At 37.7% G+C, this 16,311-nt stretch carries 16 protein-coding genes; 1 reads left to right on the top strand and 15 read right to left on the bottom strand.

Annotated elements, in window-relative coordinates:
* Positions 1–137: 137 nt before the first annotated feature.
* The 5 genes from QSJ81_RS02705 to QSJ81_RS02685 all read right to left on the bottom strand — a co-directional run bounded on the left by QSJ81_RS02705 (position 138) and on the right by QSJ81_RS02685 (position 5,992).
* Entirely contained in the window at positions 138–950 is an 813-nt protein-coding gene (locus QSJ81_RS02705) for an amidohydrolase family protein (RefSeq protein WP_285715872.1), read from the bottom strand.
* Between the two features lie 311 nt (positions 951–1,261).
* Positions 1,262–1,663 (bottom strand): pyridoxamine 5'-phosphate oxidase family protein, encoded by a 402-nt coding sequence (locus QSJ81_RS02700; RefSeq protein WP_285715871.1) that lies wholly within the window; start codon positions 1,661–1,663, stop codon positions 1,262–1,264.
* A 96-nt stretch (positions 1,664–1,759) separates the two neighbouring features.
* Complete coding sequence (locus QSJ81_RS02695; RefSeq protein ID WP_285715870.1) at positions 1,760–2,188, bottom strand: MarR family winged helix-turn-helix transcriptional regulator; 429 nt, start codon at positions 2,186–2,188, stop codon at positions 1,760–1,762.
* A gap of 66 nt (positions 2,189–2,254) precedes the next feature.
* A complete protein-coding gene (locus tag QSJ81_RS02690; protein WP_285715869.1) occupies positions 2,255–3,700 on the bottom strand; it encodes a 6-phospho-beta-glucosidase in 1,446 nt (481 codons plus the stop codon).
* 249 nt (positions 3,701–3,949) lie between these two features.
* The gene (locus tag QSJ81_RS02685; RefSeq protein ID WP_285715868.1) at positions 3,950–5,992 is read right to left on the bottom strand and encodes an OPT family oligopeptide transporter; all 2,043 of its coding nucleotides are present in this window, start codon (positions 5,990–5,992) and stop codon (positions 3,950–3,952) included.
* A 464-nt stretch (positions 5,993–6,456) separates the two neighbouring features.
* Between QSJ81_RS02685 and QSJ81_RS02680 the strand changes: the two genes are divergently transcribed.
* Positions 6,457–7,665 (top strand): esterase/lipase family protein, encoded by a 1,209-nt coding sequence (locus tag QSJ81_RS02680; RefSeq protein ID WP_285715867.1) that lies wholly within the window; start codon positions 6,457–6,459, stop codon positions 7,663–7,665.
* A 115-nt stretch (positions 7,666–7,780) separates the two neighbouring features.
* On the opposite strand, the gene QSJ81_RS02675 is transcribed toward QSJ81_RS02680, so the two are convergent.
* The 10 genes from QSJ81_RS02675 to QSJ81_RS02630 all read right to left on the bottom strand — a co-directional run bounded on the left by QSJ81_RS02675 (position 7,781) and on the right by QSJ81_RS02630 (position 16,303).
* A complete protein-coding gene (locus QSJ81_RS02675; RefSeq protein ID WP_285715866.1) occupies positions 7,781–9,061 on the bottom strand; it encodes a TolC family protein in 1,281 nt (426 codons plus the stop codon).
* Positions 9,062–9,160: 99 nt separating this feature from the next.
* The gene (locus tag QSJ81_RS02670; RefSeq protein ID WP_285715865.1) at positions 9,161–9,760 is read right to left on the bottom strand and encodes a TetR/AcrR family transcriptional regulator; all 600 of its coding nucleotides are present in this window, start codon (positions 9,758–9,760) and stop codon (positions 9,161–9,163) included.
* A gap of 84 nt (positions 9,761–9,844) precedes the next feature.
* Complete coding sequence (locus QSJ81_RS02665) at positions 9,845–10,969, bottom strand: ABC transporter permease (protein WP_285715864.1); 1,125 nt, start codon at positions 10,967–10,969, stop codon at positions 9,845–9,847.
* Positions 10,966–11,871 carry an ABC transporter ATP-binding protein gene (locus tag QSJ81_RS02660; protein ID WP_285715863.1) on the bottom strand — a complete coding sequence of 302 codons (906 nt, stop codon included), beginning with the start codon at positions 11,869–11,871 and terminating at the stop codon, positions 10,966–10,968. Before QSJ81_RS02660 ends, QSJ81_RS02665 begins: the two co-directional genes overlap by 4 nt.
* Positions 11,872–12,771, bottom strand: coding sequence for an ABC transporter ATP-binding protein (locus QSJ81_RS02655; RefSeq protein WP_285715862.1), 900 nt, complete (start codon positions 12,769–12,771; stop codon positions 11,872–11,874).
* Positions 12,768–13,739, bottom strand: coding sequence for an HlyD family secretion protein (locus tag QSJ81_RS02650; RefSeq protein WP_285715861.1), 972 nt, complete (start codon positions 13,737–13,739; stop codon positions 12,768–12,770). Before QSJ81_RS02650 ends, QSJ81_RS02655 begins: the two co-directional genes overlap by 4 nt.
* 434 nt (positions 13,740–14,173) lie before the next feature.
* Complete coding sequence (locus tag QSJ81_RS02645; protein ID WP_285715860.1) at positions 14,174–14,497, bottom strand: cupin domain-containing protein; 324 nt, start codon at positions 14,495–14,497, stop codon at positions 14,174–14,176.
* Between the two features lie 25 nt (positions 14,498–14,522).
* Positions 14,523–14,987 carry an SRPBCC family protein gene (locus QSJ81_RS02640; protein WP_285715859.1) on the bottom strand — a complete coding sequence of 155 codons (465 nt, stop codon included), beginning with the start codon at positions 14,985–14,987 and terminating at the stop codon, positions 14,523–14,525.
* Positions 14,984–15,496, bottom strand: coding sequence for a hypothetical protein (locus tag QSJ81_RS02635; protein ID WP_285715858.1), 513 nt, complete (start codon positions 15,494–15,496; stop codon positions 14,984–14,986). Before QSJ81_RS02635 ends, QSJ81_RS02640 begins: the two co-directional genes overlap by 4 nt.
* A gap of 39 nt (positions 15,497–15,535) precedes the next feature.
* The gene (locus QSJ81_RS02630) at positions 15,536–16,303 is read right to left on the bottom strand and encodes an SDR family oxidoreductase (RefSeq protein ID WP_285715857.1); all 768 of its coding nucleotides are present in this window, start codon (positions 16,301–16,303) and stop codon (positions 15,536–15,538) included.
* Positions 16,304–16,311 lie beyond the last annotated feature (8 nt).

Raw genomic sequence — 16,311 nt, 5'->3', positions numbered from 1 at the left:
AAGAACTAGCTAATGAGCACAAGCTGCCAATTCTTTAAACGAAAAGACTAATAGAGGGCTGACCTAAACATTTAGATCAGCCCTCTATTTATAGTTTAACGAAGGCCGCACTACAATTCCATTAGCTTTGCTGCCTGTCAAAGACCAAGATCATAAATCCTGTTAGCGTTGTCAAAAAACACTTTATCATGATGCCTTTCTGGAATAATATGGGCAACAAACTCAATATAGTTAGAGATATTAGCCAGCGGCCAATCAGTCCCATACAATAGGCGTTCATAGTTGTCCAGGTATTCCAGCCATACTTTTAAGAAGTTAATATAGCCATGCTTTTTTTCAAAAAATTTCGGCATACTATCGATCCGTCCTTCCAAAATTCCCGAAAGGTCGGCAGCTACATTTTGATTTTTCTCAATGACCGCGATAGCGTCTACAATCCAGGGATTTCCAATGTGACACATAACAAATTGAACCTGAGGATAGCGTACCGCTGCCTCATCCAAAGTCAAAGGATGACTGTATTTCAACAAGGCATTGCTAGTAGCTGTCAATCCGGTATGAACGGCCACTGGCTTTTTATACTGCATTGCCAGCTGATAAAACGGGTCAACCACGGAATCGTGAATATAAAAGTGATTGTAGCCCGGATATAGCTTAATTCCCACACAATTCTTTCTTTGCAAATGTTTTTCTACCAGATACGCTTGCTGCACTACCTCTTCCACTTTAAAGCAGGTACTATCCAGCCCAATACAATAGCTAAGATAGTCAGGGTAATCGTGTTCACTTAACTGCAGACTCCGGTTGCCCATGACCACACCATGGACAATGTTTTGCGCAGCATATTGATCTTTTAGATGCGCACTAGTATTTTTATGGCCCGCCAATTCTGCAATCTGATCAAAGTAAGGCTCCTGGCAAAAGTGGATATGGGCATCAATAATCTTCATTGGGCATTAATCCTTCCTCAAATGTTTTCTTATGCGTATATTTTATCCTACATTATTTTAAGCCTGTTTTTTAGAGAGTAACGCATATATATCTTTATCATACCATCGTACACTGCTAATGAAAAGTAGGCGACGTATTTGCCGATTTCCTGCTGCAAACGTTGATTTATTAAAATATCTTTCCTCTAGTTTAGAAAGTACTCAAAAAAATGAGTTTCACTACATGGCACGCTTTACAATTAGTATATACAAAAAAAGTATTAGCGTTACGCTAATACTTTTTTTGCAGTCTCTATTAATTCTTATAAATACTAAAATTCAAATGTCTTAGGTGGCTGCCCGCTAAAATCGGATACTATAGCTTTGCCATGCTCTAAACAGAAAATCTCAAAAATTGGATTTTCTGGAGTTTTGTAAATGCCTTTTACCATAGGACTATTTTCAATAATCCTTTTTTTCATTTCTAAGTCCTTACTAAATTTCACCTCACCACTTACTCTTACTGTCACGTATGCTTGTGACGAAGAAGTGAATTCTACTGCTGGATTCATTTGTAATTGCTGGAATACATTTTTCGTATTTGCCGTGCAAAACCAGAGTTTCCCACCTTGCTCAAGCATAAAACCCCAAGGACGTACACGAGGTTTCCCATTTTCTACCGTTGCCAGACTTCCCATAGAATTTGAATTCAAAAAATCAATAACTTCTTTCATTTTAATTATCCCCCTGTTAGTTAGTTGTCTAACTATATATTTAAAAATTAATTTATCTACGAAATTCGTAGACTTATTAATTTTTATCACATTTTTTTATGCATCAAATCTTTTGTTAATATTAGAAAGCATTTTTTCAAAAAATACAGCTTCTGGTTCTGTTAATCCATCGTAAACAAAACCATTTAGCTTATCTGAAATCTTTATAAATATAGGTTTTAACTCCAACCCTTTATTGGTTAGTTTGATATATGTGACCCTGCTATCCTCCAAACTTTTTTCCTTTGTCACATAACCATAGTCAACAAGTTTATCTATTAAAATAGTAACAGTTGGTTTAGTCCTATGGATTTTTTCAGCTAACTCCTTCATGGTGTATTCTTTACTGTCAAAAAGATGAACTATTATTTCACCGTGGGAAGGAACGATTCCTTGAACTCCATGCTTCTCAAGTTCCCTGACAATAAACCGATTAGCCTTTTCCTTTATTCTACTCATTAGTGCAATTGCATTATTTTGTCTCATATTTACATTATAGTTAGATATCTAACTACTGTCAAGGGCAAATGTTTTAGTTCTTATATGGCATGTTTATTTGCTTGGGTCGCCGCATTCTTCTCCATTCGATGCAATAACCTTCTTATACCAGTCAAATGATTTCTTCTTGGATCTTTCTAATGTTCCATTTCCTTCATTATCCTTATCCACATAGATAAAGCCATAACGTTTTTTCATTTCTCCTGTTGTAAATGATACTAAATCAATGCATCCCCAAGGAGTATATCCTATTAAATCAACACCATCTAATTCAATCGCTTTTTCCATTTCTTTAATATGGGCTCTTAAATAATCAATTCTATATTCATCATTACATGAACCATCTTTTTCCTTAACATCAATAGCACCAAATCCATTTTCTACAATAAACAAAGGTAATTCATATCTCTCATATAAGAGATTTAAGGAATATCTCAGCCCTACAGGATCAATTTGCCATCCCCAGTCAGAAGCTTTTACATATGGATTTTTAACGCTGGTACTGGATCCCAAGATTGAATTTCCGTCAATCGTATTAGCACCAGATTTAACAGCATCAGACATATAATAGCTAAAACCTATGTAATCTACAGTTCCTTCAGCTAATATTGTTTCATCCCCTGCTTCCATCTTGATATTGTATCCCTTTCTTTTCCATTCTTTTAATGCATAAGAAGGGTAATGCCCCCTGCAGTGTACATCAGCAAAGAAATAACGGTCATGCATTGATTCTACCTGAAGCATCATATCATCAGGATTACAAGAGAATGGATAAATAGGAACAAAAGAAACCATACACCCAATTTTAAATTCAGGATTTATTTCATGCCCAGCCTTAACTGCCAGTGCGCTGGCAACCAATTCATGGTGAACAGCCTGGTACATCACTTCTTCCCTGTTTTCACCTTCTTGAAAAAGAAGTCCAGAACAAGTCCATCCGAAAATTTCATTAACAGTATTCTTCTGGTTATTAATTTCATTAAAAGTCATCCAATACTTTACTTTATGCTGATATCTGGCAAAAACAACCTTTGCAAATCGTACAAAGAATTCTATAATCTTTCTGTTTCTCCATCCACCATATTCTTTAGCTAAATGATACGGCATTTCAAAATGGCTTAATGTAATAACAGGCTCAATTCCATGCTTTATCATTTCATCAAACATATCATCATAAAATTGTAACCCCTCTTCATTTGGAGTTAATTCATCACCTTTAGGGAAAATACGTGTCCATGCAATACTTGTTCTAAAACATTTAAAGCCCATTTCTGCAAATAAAGCAATATCCTCTTTATAGTGGCCATAAAAATCAATTGCTTCATGGTTAGGATAATTTTCACCTTCAACTACTCCATTCGTAATAACTCTTGGTACACCATGTGCACCAGCAGTCATCACATCTGCTACGCTAGGTCCTTTTCCGCCTTTATCCCACCCACCTTCTAATTGATGCGCAGCAACTGCTCCACCCCATAAAAACTCCTTACCAAAAGCCATTTAAATATCCCCCTAGTTTCAAATATAAAAGTACTCAACATATAGAATGCAGCAAGTGGTCCTCTTATGTAGTATCATTTGTTTTATCTTCTTAGATTATTATAGTGGTCATACACATATCACTACAATTGGAAAAAACCAAACTGTATTGGTACAGTTTGGTTTCCTACCTCTTAAAATAAAACTCCTGCAAAGCCAAACTTTGCAGGAGTTTTCGTTCTTATAAATAATACAACGTCTTTTGATTCATTAATTAGTTTTAAATTTCACACTAACCACGCGATAAATAAATGTGGCAAGCACTGCGATAAATACCAGCAATCCAAGCCAATCCGCAGTGGGACCAAATTCCTTGCCTACGAGTACCAATGGCGCATCACTACCACCGCTTGTTACTGAAAATACAATGATGATGGCAATGATAACCCCCATTAAACTTTCACCAACAATAAGCCCAGATGCAAACAGTACGCCGTGGCGGTTACAAACTTCTACATCTTCTTCAATGTTTTTCGGACTCCGCTCAATCGCCCGATTACGCAGATAACGATTGACAAAGTAACCCATGACAGCACCTATGATAAGCGGAACTTCCAATGTAGGCGGCAAATAAATTCCCATGCCTACAGCTAACGGCGGCAGGTAGTATTTTGTTGAGTTCTTTTTCAATAGTAAATCTACAATAATGATTATAATTCCGACTCCCACGCCGAAAAGAATATAATTCCAATCTAGATTATGACTAAAAATCCCTTTGGCTATCGTAGTCATCAAAGTCGCCTGCGGTGCAGACAGAACTTGACTTTCGTCCATTCCAGCGCGCGGCATAGCTCCGACAAAACCATATGCTTCATATAATAAATTCAAAACTGGTGCAATAGCAAAAGCTCCGATAAGGCAGCCCAACAATAAGGACACTTGCTGTCTCCATGGCGTAGCACCGACGAGATAACCAGTCTTTAAATCTTGCAAATTATCGTTGGAAATAGCAGCAATGCTGACAATAACACTCGTCATGAAAATAGCTAACGCAGTAGCAAATTTACTTCCTGCTTCCGTGTCAAAAAGACTGACTGCTGTACCGATGCCTAATACAACAAGTGAGGATACAATAATCCCCAGAATGCCGATCCCTGAAATCGGGCTAGCCGATGTACCAATTAATCCGGCCATGTAGCCACACGCAGCAGCTACAAAAAATCCCATTAGGATTGCAACGGCAACACCTGCAATAATAAACATCCAGGTGGCACCTGCTGACAAATTCCCATCAGCAATAAAGGAATAAAACGTTCCCAGTAAACCGATAACAATAATGCCCAAAACCATCGCTGTCGTTTTAGGAGACAAATCTGTATCCATACGGTGCAAACCTTTGCCTGTTTCAGAACTCCTCATAGCTTGTATCGAAATGCGCATACCCTCTATGATAGGTTTTACCAATGTGATCAGCGTCCATATTGCAGCAATGCCAATCGCCCCAGCACCGATAAGGCGTACCTTTTGTGCCCATACAGCGGATGCAAACGCACTGGCGCTCTGCCCAGCTGCCGGTGACATCACAGATGTAAGATACGGCACAAGTACACCCCACGCCAAAATAGTACCCACTAACATTGCCATACCACTGGCAATGCCAATCAAATAACCAGCTCCCAATAAAGCAGAAGAAAAGCCGAGAGGCAGCTGAGAAGTAGATTTGCCAAAAGTGAACCAATAGTGTACTCCCGATGAAATAACTTGAAAACCATCCGCGCACAAACTGACAATAGCCGAAACAATACCACCAGCCATAATATCCTTTATGCCATTTTCTTTGGCTCCAGCAGCGTCACCACTACCTACTTTCAAAATTTCTGCAGCTGCCAGCCCCTCAGGATAAGGCAAATCACTATTGACAATCATTGCACGGCGCAATGGAATCGTGAACAACACGCCGAGGCAGCCGCCACAAGCACAAACCATCAAGGTCTGCCAGAAATGAAATCCCTGCCAGTACCCTAGCATTAACAAGCCGGGAATAATAAATATAACTGCTGAAAGAGTACCCGCAGCCGATGCCTGGGTCTGAACCATATTATTTTCCAAGACATTGGAATCTTTAAACATTTTTAAAACTGCCATAGAAATAACTGCTGCAGGAATAGAAGACGAAAACGTAAGCCCTACCTTTAAGCCCAAATAAACATTGGATGCTGTAAAAAGAACTGTAATTATCATTCCTAGCAACATTCCCCGAAGTGTTAGTTCAGGCACTTCCAGGTCATGACTCATAAAATCTACCTTTTTCATATGCACACTCCTCGTTAATAAATTTTACTACTGGCTTGCCCAACTCTTTTTACAAACTTTTCAACCTCCTCCTATCTCTAATGCATTATAAGTATATGCTCCTTTTTGAATATCAGCAGTAAACTGGGTAATATTTGAAAGGATTATATTGGTAAATTTCTATATTTTTACGCAAAGTCCTTTGTCTATTCCGTGTATACATACAACTTCACGTAAAAGTGCGTTTTAAATTTCTTCAAACCTAAGTCTGAGGAAACCTAAAATCCCTCATTCGTCGTTTTATTTTCCTACGAATGAGGGGTTTTCATTTTCCATTAAAACTGATTCAATTCACTTCTTATACCTATCTTCAATTAGCTTATTATGTACGGATAAAGAATGTGGGAAAATTTTACATTACTGGTTGAATTCTAATCTGCGCAAGAATGTAGTAAGTATATCATATTTAAAAGGAGGAATTTAAAATGGATTTTGTAAGGCAAACGAAAGAAAAGGTAATGAGAACAAAAGCCAACTCTTACCCGATCGTGCTCGTCCATGGATTTATGGGTTGGGGTAGAAACGAGGTGCTGGGACTAAAATATTGGGGCGGCGTAACTGATTATGAGCAGGAACTCGCCTCAAGCGGTTACACGACTTATACTGCAACGGTAGGTCCTGTATCTAGCAACTGGGACAGAGCGTGTGAATTGTATGCTTATATCAAGGGTGGTACAGTAGACTACGGTCAAGCACATTCTACACAGAAAGGGCATAACAGGTATGGGAGAACATATCCTGGTCTTTATCCTGAATGGGGCAATCTGACAACAGAAGGTAAAATAAATAAAATTCATCTTGTAGCCCATAGTATGGGTGGTCAAACAGTGCGAACCCTTGTTCAATTACTGAAGGAAGGAAGTGCAGAGGAACGGTCTGCAACCTCGACTCACTTGAGTCCACTCTTTGCTGGCGGTAAATCCTGGGTTCACAGTGTTACGACTATTGCTTCTACTCATGATGGTACTACCCTTGCAGACGGAATCAATCTATTTGATGATTTCGCCAAGAATTTTGTAGCCTCTCTTGCTTCCTTTACCGGTGCAGGGGAAGCACTTATCTATGATTTTAAGCTTGATCAGTGGGGCTTGAATAGAAAGCCAGGGGAAAGTCTTACAGACTATACAAATAGGGTGTTTAACAGCAACATCTGGAATCGTACGAATGATCTTGCAAATTGGGATTTAAGTACTGATGGCGCTCGCGTGCTGAATTCATGGGTTAAGGCACAATCTGATGTATATTATTTTTCTTATTCTACCTGTGCAACTGTTCCAAGTATTCTGACGAACAATGAGCTTCCCCATGTAATTAATATGACTCCGCTGCTATATCCATTTGGAACATTCATAGGAAGTTATACGCGTAATGAAGAAGGGCGCGTTATTATTGATGACAGTTGGAAACCCAATGATGGCGTGGTCAATACCATTTCTCAAAATGGTCCAAAAAACTGGTCTTCCGATAGAATCGTCAACTATAATGGAGTACCACAAATAGGAAAGTGGAATTCCATGCCCTTGTTAGATACGATTGATCATATGGATGCATGCGGTATTGGTACAAATGTATTAACTTCTTCCTGGTATAAGAATCTTGCTGAAAGACTAGTTGAACTAACAATAAGTAATTAATGTAAAACATAAAAAGTAAAGCATATAAGAAATAGGTATCTCTTATTACAAAAAAAGATCCTGCATCACTTACTAAAAGTAATGCAGGATCTTTTGACTCTTTATTAGCAATTATTTATTCTACAGCTACTCCCATTGCTTTTATTAAGTTAGCTTTACTAGTGTTAAAATCATACATAGCTTGGATATAGTTGTTTTTTGCTTGAGTCAAGGCTACTTGTGCATCAATAACATCTGTATTTGTACCGACTCCAGCACTATAGCGAACTTGGGAAATTTTAAAATCCTCTTCTGCTTTTTCAACTGCCACTTGTGTTGTATCAATACGTTTTTCTGCTTCATTCATACTTAAATAAGCCTGACGTACATCTAATTGAACACTATCTTTTGTCTGTCTAGCCTGCTCTAGTGCTTTTATTAATCCAGAATCAGACTGTTTGACTTTAGCATTTGTCACACCAGAATCAAAAGGTGTCCAAGTAGCTAATAGTCCAACAGACCAATTATTATTATCAGCACCGGGAAAATCTTTATCGTGCCAGCCTGTCTTAGCTGTTGCACTAATATCTGGTAATCTCCCACCTTTGGCATATTTTATAGTTTCTTTTGCCACATCAATATTGTAATTTTCTTGAATGACTTCTGGTCGATGACTCAAAGCATAACTAATACTTTCTGTTAGTGATAAAGTATACGCTTCATGTTTTAATTCATCTTTTAATTGCACTTCTGTCTCTAAAGGCAAGCCTATTACATTATTGAAGTTTGAAACTGCCAAGTCATAGTCATTTTTCGCTTTAATCAACTTTTGTTGGTTATTCGCTAATTCCACTTCGGAACGCAGTACATCCGACTTAGCAACAGTGCCTACACTATATTGAGACTGAACATTCTTTAAATGCGCTTCCATCTGATCTACAGCCTCTTGGCTGACCTTTAGCGTATTTTTCGCTGCCAGAATTGTAAAATAATCATTGGTCACATCTAATTTTATCTTTTGCTTACTTTGTGCTACTACTGAATCAGCAACTTTTAATTTAAGCTTGGCTGTTGCAATATCACTTTCTGTTTTTCCACCGCTGTACAGATTTAGCTTTAAAGAAACAGTATTGACATAATCCGTGTCACTATCTGGACCTGAGTGGGCTAAATTATCGCTGTGCTCCAATGTTAAAGCAGGTAATTTGCCCCCCTTCGCTACATTTATTTGCTGCTCTGCACTTTTCCGATCGGCATCAGCCATCTTAATGGTGGGATTGCTGTTTAAAGCCATTTTAATACTTTCTTCTACAGATAGTTCTACAGGTGCTGCAAATGCCACCACCGTATTTATCGCTAGAAATCCGCTCGCTAGCGCTGCCACTAGATGTTTTTTCCAATTAGGCTGCTTAGTCATGGAAAAAAATCTCCCCCTTCATGAAATCTAAGTAGATGCAACAGGTTCTAGACTCTCATCTACACCTTAATGACCTCTTATGATCTTACTGGATTGATTCTATTTCTTTATACTGATACCATTTAGATAAATCCTGAGCGCTTGACTAATATATTCTTCGTCAGAGCACTCCGAAAAAACGATAAATTCCTTTATAACAGGTGTTGTAAGAAAGTAAAAATTCAGTATCCCTGCTAAGGATACTGCTGCATAGCTAAGATTTAGATCAGGAGCAAAATCTCCAGCAGCAACTCCTTTACTTAAAGAGGAGTGAACAAATTGATAAAGTTGAGAAATATATTTTTTTATTATCTTTTCACCACAGGGTGTCGGATTAGCAAGTTCACTATTTACAAACCGAGCTAAAAAGGGATGTTTTCTATGAAGTTTTACGATGTTCTGGGCATATATAGTAAGACGCTCAATAGCATTTAGATCGTTCATCGTCTCCACTGATTTTAGCAACTTATCTACGGGCGAAAAATTAGCTTCTAACGCCGCTTGATATAACCCTTCTTTACTTTTAAAATAATAAGAAATGGCAGAACTATTTATCTGAACGGCATCCGCTACTTCGCGGATTGAAACAGCTACATATCCTTTCTTCGCAAACAATGGAATAGCTGTTTCCATTATTTTATCTGCTGTACTATGTTCCATATTAAAGCAACTCCTTAATTAACTGTTTATTGAGAGAGATTATTTCAGCTTGTTTTCACATTTCTAACATGTTCAGGTATTTCACTAGGCAACCTTCTTCTGAAATTTTTTGATGCTAATTACTAGCGCAATCATTATATATATAGTTAATGACAACACTTGTGGCCATACGATGCTAAAGCCCACACCTTTGAGTATAATGCTCCGCATGATCTGCAAATAGAAGGTAAGCGGCAGTATATTACCAAGTAAATTAAAGAAGAGCGGCATGGCTTCCCGTGGAAACATAAAACCGGAAAGTAATATACTCGGTAAAAAAACGAAAAAGGACATTTGCATAGCTTGCATTTGAGTTTTTGCCACTGTAGAGATTAAAATACCTTGCGCCAATGAAGCAATGATAAAGAAAGATGTAAGACCATAAAGTAAACCAAGACTACCGCGAATCGGCAAGTCGAACACCAAAATACCCACTAGTATAGAAACAGTGACTTGCACATAGCCAACAATACTATACGGAATAATTTTCCCCATCATAAGCTCCCAATTCTTCATGGGTGTAACGATGAGTTGTTCCAATGTACCTCGTTCCCGTTCCCGGACAATGGCCATCGAGGTAATCATCACCATAGTCATGGTTAGAATTACCCCCATAATGCCTGGAACCATATAAAAGGCCGATACAAAATCAGAATTGTACCACGGGCGAATACGAATCTCATAAGGATTCTGTGTGGTATGCCCCGTATAGCCTTGCATTTTCTGCAGCAAAATTTTCTGTGATTTCAGTTGACCGATCAATTGAGCTGCGCTGATAGCCGAAGAGGCAGACAGGGAATCAGTTGCATCCACAATAACCTGTACAGTAGCAGTTCTACCATGTTTTAAATTCTCGGAAAAGTCGGGCGGTATAATAATACCTACCTTGGTCTTTCCAGAATCAACGGCATCATTTATTTCCTGGAAACTATTAGCAACATATTTTATGTCAAAATATTCACTAGACGTCAAAGAATTAAGTAAATCACGACTATCTTGCTGCAAAGATTGGTCAAATACAATGGTAGGTAAATGCTTAACATCAGTATTTATGGCATAGCCAAAAAGTAAAAGCTGTACAATCGGTAGTACAAGCATCATGGCCAAGGTTAACTTGTCACGTCGCATTTGGATGAATTCTTTAATCAGCAATGCTCGTAGACGCTTCATATTTTCATCTCCTTACGCTTAGATTTCACCAAATACACAAATACATCTTCCAATCCCGGCGTGATTTGTTTATAAGGGAAAGCTGCAACTTGAGCCAGTTGATTTTCCTCAAGCAGAATATGTAGACTGGCACCAAAAGGATAAATATCGAGATACGGAATACTGCTGGCCATCACAGTCTCTAATAATTCCATGGGCTCGTGAGTAGCAATACGCACCAATACACCTGGAACCATCTTTATGAGTTGCGACGGAGTACCGTTTGCAATTAAGTTTCCTTCAAATATAAATCCTATCTCATCGCAATGCTCAGCTTCGTCCATGAAGTGAGTTGTAACCATTATCGTAGTTCCTTGCGATGCTAATTTATATATAATTTCCCAGAACATACGTCTTGATTTAGGATCAACACCACCTGTCGGTTCGTCAAGAAACAGAATGGGAGGGGTATGAATAATAGAGCAACCTAGGGCTAAACGCTGCTTCCAACCACCAGAAAGGTTCACTACTAATTCATTTTGCCGATCTTCTAGGTCAGCTAAAGACAGCATTTCTTTAATTCTTCTTTCTTTTACATCTTCTGATAAACTATACATTCCAGCATAAAATTTTAGGTTTTGCTTGACGGTTAAATCATCATAAAGACTGAATTTTTGAGACATGTAGCCTATTTTATGCTTGATATCCTCACTATCATGAGCAATATCTAAACCTAGTATCTTACCACTTCCCGAGGTCGGTGTCATTAATCCACACAACATACGAATCGTAGTAGATTTACCAGAGCCGTTGGGCCCCAGAAAGCCATAGATTGAACCTTGCTTAATCTGTAAGGAAAGGTTATTTACGGCAGTAAAGTCTCCAAAACGGCGAGTAAGGTTTGCTAGTTCCACAGCATACATTCAAAAAACCTCCCTTGCTAGAGCAACAAAAACATCTTCTAATGTGGGCTGGATTTCTTCTAGTGTGATGTTTTCAATGTTCATCTCGCCTAGCACAGATTGTATCTGATTTTTAGCTAACGTTACGTCTTCCACTACCAAATGATATTTATCGCCGAACATGTTAATATCAAGAATTGAACATTTTTTTAAATGATTTTTAATATCTCGGTCACTGGTTCCCAATTCCAATACTTTGTAAGGATAGGCTTGGCGCAAACCTTCCGGAGAATCACAGGAGACAATTTGGCCATTATGTAAAAAAGCAACACGTGTACAGAATTCCGCCTCATCCATGTAAGGTGTAGACACAAAAATACTTGTGCCTTCTTTATTCAGTCTGAACAACATTTGCCAAAACTCTCTCCGAGAAACGGGGTCAACACCAGTCGTCGGTTCATCGAGAAAAAATAATTGGGGTTGATGCATCAAACCAGCTGCTAAGGCCAATTTTTGTTTCATGCCACCAGATAAATTATCAGCCAGGCGATCCCTGAAGGGCATTAAATTGGTAAAACCAAGAATACGGCTGGCCACAGCATCAATTTGTTCTGCTGATTGACCGTATAACGCCCCAAATACTTGAATATTTTCCATGACTGTTAAATCTCCATAGAGGCTGAATTTTTGCGGAACATACCCTAGATGTTCTTTGATGTTCTCCGGATTGGCAGCGCCTAACACAGTAAGAGTTCCTGACGTTGGTGCAAGAAGACCTGCTAGCATTCGGATAATCGTTGTTTTTCCGGCACCATCTGGCCCAACCAACCCAAAGATTTCACCCTTCTTTACTTCTAAAGAAACATTATTTACTGCCAACCTAGTGCCATAATATTTTGTTACATTAGTTAGAGTAATCATTGAATTACCACATCTGCTGGCATACCCGGCTTTAAAATGCCTTCGGAATTATCAATATATACTTTAACATAAAATACTTGGTTGGCCCGTTCCCGTTGAGTAATACTCTGTCGTGGTGTAAATTCTGCAGTTTGACTGATTTCTTTAATCGTTCCGGCAAAAGTTCTTTTAGGATAAGCATCGATATGAACATCAACTGGTTGCCCCAGTTGAATAAGACCAAGTTGTTCGGAAGACACATAAATTTTGACCCAACAATTATTTAGATCACCAACAGTGGCAATAGCTGAGCCAGCAGTCAGATATTCACCATTTTCATAGTTTTTTGTTAATACTACACCGTTTATCGGGCTATAAATAACAGTATCGGCCAAGGTAGCACGATCAACGTCACTGACGGCCTGCAATCTTTTTATTTCAGCTCGCTGAGCTTCAATAACATCTGGACGGTTACCTTCTATTACCAGGCCCTGTTTCGATTGAGCGGCAAGGAGAGCATTGAATGCTACATCATAGCTGGCTTTAGCAGCATCAAATTCTTGTGCGGCAATTGCGTTCCCTTCATAAAGGGCGCGATAACGTTCCAAATCTTTTTTTGCCTTTTCATATGTTGCTTGAGCAGATACCATACTGGCTGTAACTTCCTTGATTTCCTGCTCTCTCGGTCCTTTCTCAAGATCGGTTAATTGAATTCTGGCCTTAGCAAGTGCGGCCTCGTCGGCAGCCACCTGAGCCTCTAAATCATTGCGACGAATATGAACAATGGTTTGACCAACCTGTACAGAATCTCCTACTTGAATCGTTAACTGAGACATATAGCCATTCGTCTTAGGTACAATATCAGCAAGTGTCACTTCTACTGTACCAGTGGCAGTTATGCCCTTTTCCTTAGAAAAGTATAGCTTGTAGCTAGCAAAAGCTACCAAAGCCAAGATAATAATAGCAATGACAGGAATTTTCTTACTCATTTTTTCCCCTCCTAATAATCCTATAAAACATTTCAATTGTCTACATAAATCATCTTATATCTCTAAAATCTTCTAAAATGTATAGCTTGGAATCATTCTTGTATCATTTTAATAAATGGTCTCAAAAAAAAATTCGGTCCCACACTTAATACTGAATTGAAAAAACCAGGCGGTAACTTTCGGAATATTTTCTCAATTCAGTATTTAAACGTTTCGTTTTTAATCAATCGATCGATTTAATTAAAAGTCTATCACATTTTAAACTTTTGTCAATAATTTCTTTTTTACTTCTGCTTTCAAAATCGATAAGTAAAAATTCTCTCGACAAAAAAAATAATGGCTGAAATATGCCATTTATAAGTTACTTACATTATTAAAAATGTTATCTGTTAACTTGTAAACTAAATTCAATTCTAATATTTTTTCATATTGTTTTAAATTGTCAAAAAATCACTCCGCATTGGTGTAAAAACATCTACAATAATAGAGTTATCTTCAAGCGCAACAATCCCATGCGATACATTTTTTGCAGCGTAATAAGTGTCACCTTGTTTTAGAATTTTTCTTTCATTTCCTAAAATGATTTCGAAGCTACCTTTTACAACATACCCCCCCTGTGCATGCCCTTCATGTTTATGCTCTTTACCTATAAATCCTTTTTTAAAGCAGTACTCAACTAACATAAGGTCTTCTCCAAAAGATAAAATTTTTTGTGACGCTTCTTCACTAAGTTGTTTGAATCTTATGATTTCAGCCATTGTAAATTCCTCCATCAAAAATTATTTAAGGATATGCATTAAATTCTAGATGATTCTTAAATGCTATGAGATTAAGCTTAAGTAAATTCGTTAAATCTGTTTTAATTTTTTTAAAATATAAAGTTTCTTCTTTTGTCATCTGATTTTCATCGTTAATTTCTTCTAACTCTAATTCTCTGCGAGCTACAACTATTGTTTTAGAAACATCTTTTAAAAAAAGCCATTCGGCTTGCACTTTACGAACTTTATGCGGGCATTTTGGTTGAAACACTAAAATTTTATTCTCTAAACAATATCGTATAGTACGTGCTGTTTCTGGTCCTGTTGGTTTTTCAACGGTAATTGTGAACTCCTGATTTCGACCATCGTCGTAAATCACACAAACTTCTGAAACATTAGGTATAATTTCTTTCCACCGATAGGGATCCGCAATAGCCTCATAGACTTTATTTATCTCGCAGTCAATCCGTATACGTTCTTCTAAAATCATATTGACGCCACCGCTTTTTCCCGAATAGCTTCTAATGCACTGTTAGAATACAGAATAATATGCTGTCGTAATTTTTCTTCTGTAGACATTTCATTATCAGCCGGAAATTTCGTGTAAGTATATTCATTCATCTTCCATAAATTTTCAGCGATTATTTTGCAGCAGTTCATGGATACTTCTTCAAAAATCCATTTGACAAAATAACCCTTCAAATATTGAGGTGGAGCTGGTTGGAAAAATTCAATGGTATCACCATCGCACCTACTTATAGTGCGAATACGCCTCATACCTCCATCTTCTTTTACTATATCAAAATAAAATTCTTGTACTATGCCATCATCAAAAACAACCGTGGAATTCTTAATCTTAGGGCACAATTTAGGTCGTGGGTTTTCTTGATAAACAACTTTATAAACCTTTTCTTTAGGAGCTTTAATTTCAATTGACGTAATAACAGAGTTATCCCACTGGCTTTGATTCTCAGCTCTTATACACATTCTTGTCTCCATTTTTTTATTTTCTCCTTATATATTAACAGAACAAGCAATTTAAAAAATACCTAACCCACCACAAACATTTAGCGCTTGAATTGTTATCCCCCTTGCTCTATCAGAACATAGGTAGGATACCATTCCCGCTACTTCATTTGGCTCTATGTATCTTCCTATGGGAATAACATTCTCAATCTTTTTTTTAACTTCTTCAACAGGAATATTTAGTAATTTACTTTGAATATTTCGGACATTTTCTGCCATATTGCTCTCTACATACCCCGGACATACTGCATTTACTGTTATACCTGTTCTTGCTAACTCTTTTCCTAATGCTTTTGAAAACGCAATAACGCCGGCTTTGGAAGCACTATATGCAGCACCAAAAGGCACGCCTTGTTTACCTCCAGTTGATGCAATATTAATTATCGCACTATTTGAATCCAAATTACCTTTGTTTAAAACTGCTTTAGTAACATAATAAACACTATTTAAATTAGTATTTATTATGTCATGCCAAAGATCATCTTTCATTTCTGCCGTCTTACCGCCACCATCACGACCAGCGCAATTAACTAATACATCTATTTGTGGTATTTGCTCCATTACGCTGCTAACCATTTCTTCTACAGCTTCCTGCTTGGAAACATCGCAAAGAAAATACATAGATTTTCCCTGCATATCAGTAATTTCTTTAGTCGTCTCTACTAATTGTTCTTTTGTTCTTGACACTAAAACAACATGAAAGCCATCTCTTGCCAATTGTAAAGCAATAGACCTACCAATTCCTCTACCCGCACCTGTAACCAAAGCTGTTCGACTCATGCTATGTT

Source organism: Pelosinus sp. IPA-1, from assembly GCF_030269905.1.
In the GTDB taxonomy this organism is placed as follows: domain Bacteria; phylum Bacillota; class Negativicutes; order DSM-13327; family DSM-13327; genus Pelosinus.
This window is presented reverse-complemented; position numbering and strand designations above follow the sequence as displayed.

What these genes read in the sequence shown, in the direction of transcription:
- QSJ81_RS02690 (WP_285715869.1), bottom strand. Translation starts at nt 3,700, where the DNA reads ATGGCTTTTGGTAAGGAGTTTTTATGGGGTGGAGCAGTTGCTGCGCAT.
- QSJ81_RS02660 (WP_285715863.1), bottom strand. Translation starts at nt 11,871, where the DNA reads ATGTATGCTGTGGAACTAGCAAACCTTACTCGCCGTTTTGGAGACTTT.
- QSJ81_RS02645 (WP_285715860.1), bottom strand. Translation starts at nt 14,497, where the DNA reads ATGGCTGAAATCATAAGATTCAAACAACTTAGTGAAGAAGCGTCACAA.
- QSJ81_RS02670 (WP_285715865.1), bottom strand. Translation starts at nt 9,760, where the DNA reads ATGGAACATAGTACAGCAGATAAAATAATGGAAACAGCTATTCCATTG.
- QSJ81_RS02675 (WP_285715866.1), bottom strand. Translation starts at nt 9,061, where the DNA reads ATGACTAAGCAGCCTAATTGGAAAAAACATCTAGTGGCAGCGCTAGCG.
- QSJ81_RS02700 (WP_285715871.1), bottom strand. Translation starts at nt 1,663, where the DNA reads ATGAAAGAAGTTATTGATTTTTTGAATTCAAATTCTATGGGAAGTCTG.
- QSJ81_RS02685 (WP_285715868.1), bottom strand. Translation starts at nt 5,992, where the DNA reads ATGAAAAAGGTAGATTTTATGAGTCATGACCTGGAAGTGCCTGAACTA.
- QSJ81_RS02705 (WP_285715872.1), bottom strand. Translation starts at nt 950, where the DNA reads ATGAAGATTATTGATGCCCATATCCACTTTTGCCAGGAGCCTTACTTT.
- QSJ81_RS02695 (WP_285715870.1), bottom strand. Translation starts at nt 2,188, where the DNA reads ATGAGACAAAATAATGCAATTGCACTAATGAGTAGAATAAAGGAAAAG.
- QSJ81_RS02680 (WP_285715867.1), top strand. Translation starts at nt 6,457, where the DNA reads ATGGATTTTGTAAGGCAAACGAAAGAAAAGGTAATGAGAACAAAAGCC.
- QSJ81_RS02635 (WP_285715858.1), bottom strand. Translation starts at nt 15,496, where the DNA reads ATGGAGACAAGAATGTGTATAAGAGCTGAGAATCAAAGCCAGTGGGAT.
- QSJ81_RS02650 (WP_285715861.1), bottom strand. Translation starts at nt 13,739, where the DNA reads ATGAGTAAGAAAATTCCTGTCATTGCTATTATTATCTTGGCTTTGGTA.
- QSJ81_RS02665 (WP_285715864.1), bottom strand. Translation starts at nt 10,969, where the DNA reads ATGAAGCGTCTACGAGCATTGCTGATTAAAGAATTCATCCAAATGCGA.
- QSJ81_RS02655 (WP_285715862.1), bottom strand. Translation starts at nt 12,771, where the DNA reads ATGATTACTCTAACTAATGTAACAAAATATTATGGCACTAGGTTGGCA.
- QSJ81_RS02640 (WP_285715859.1), bottom strand. Translation starts at nt 14,987, where the DNA reads ATGATTTTAGAAGAACGTATACGGATTGACTGCGAGATAAATAAAGTC.
- QSJ81_RS02630 (WP_285715857.1), bottom strand. Translation starts at nt 16,303, where the DNA reads ATGAGTCGAACAGCTTTGGTTACAGGTGCGGGTAGAGGAATTGGTAGG.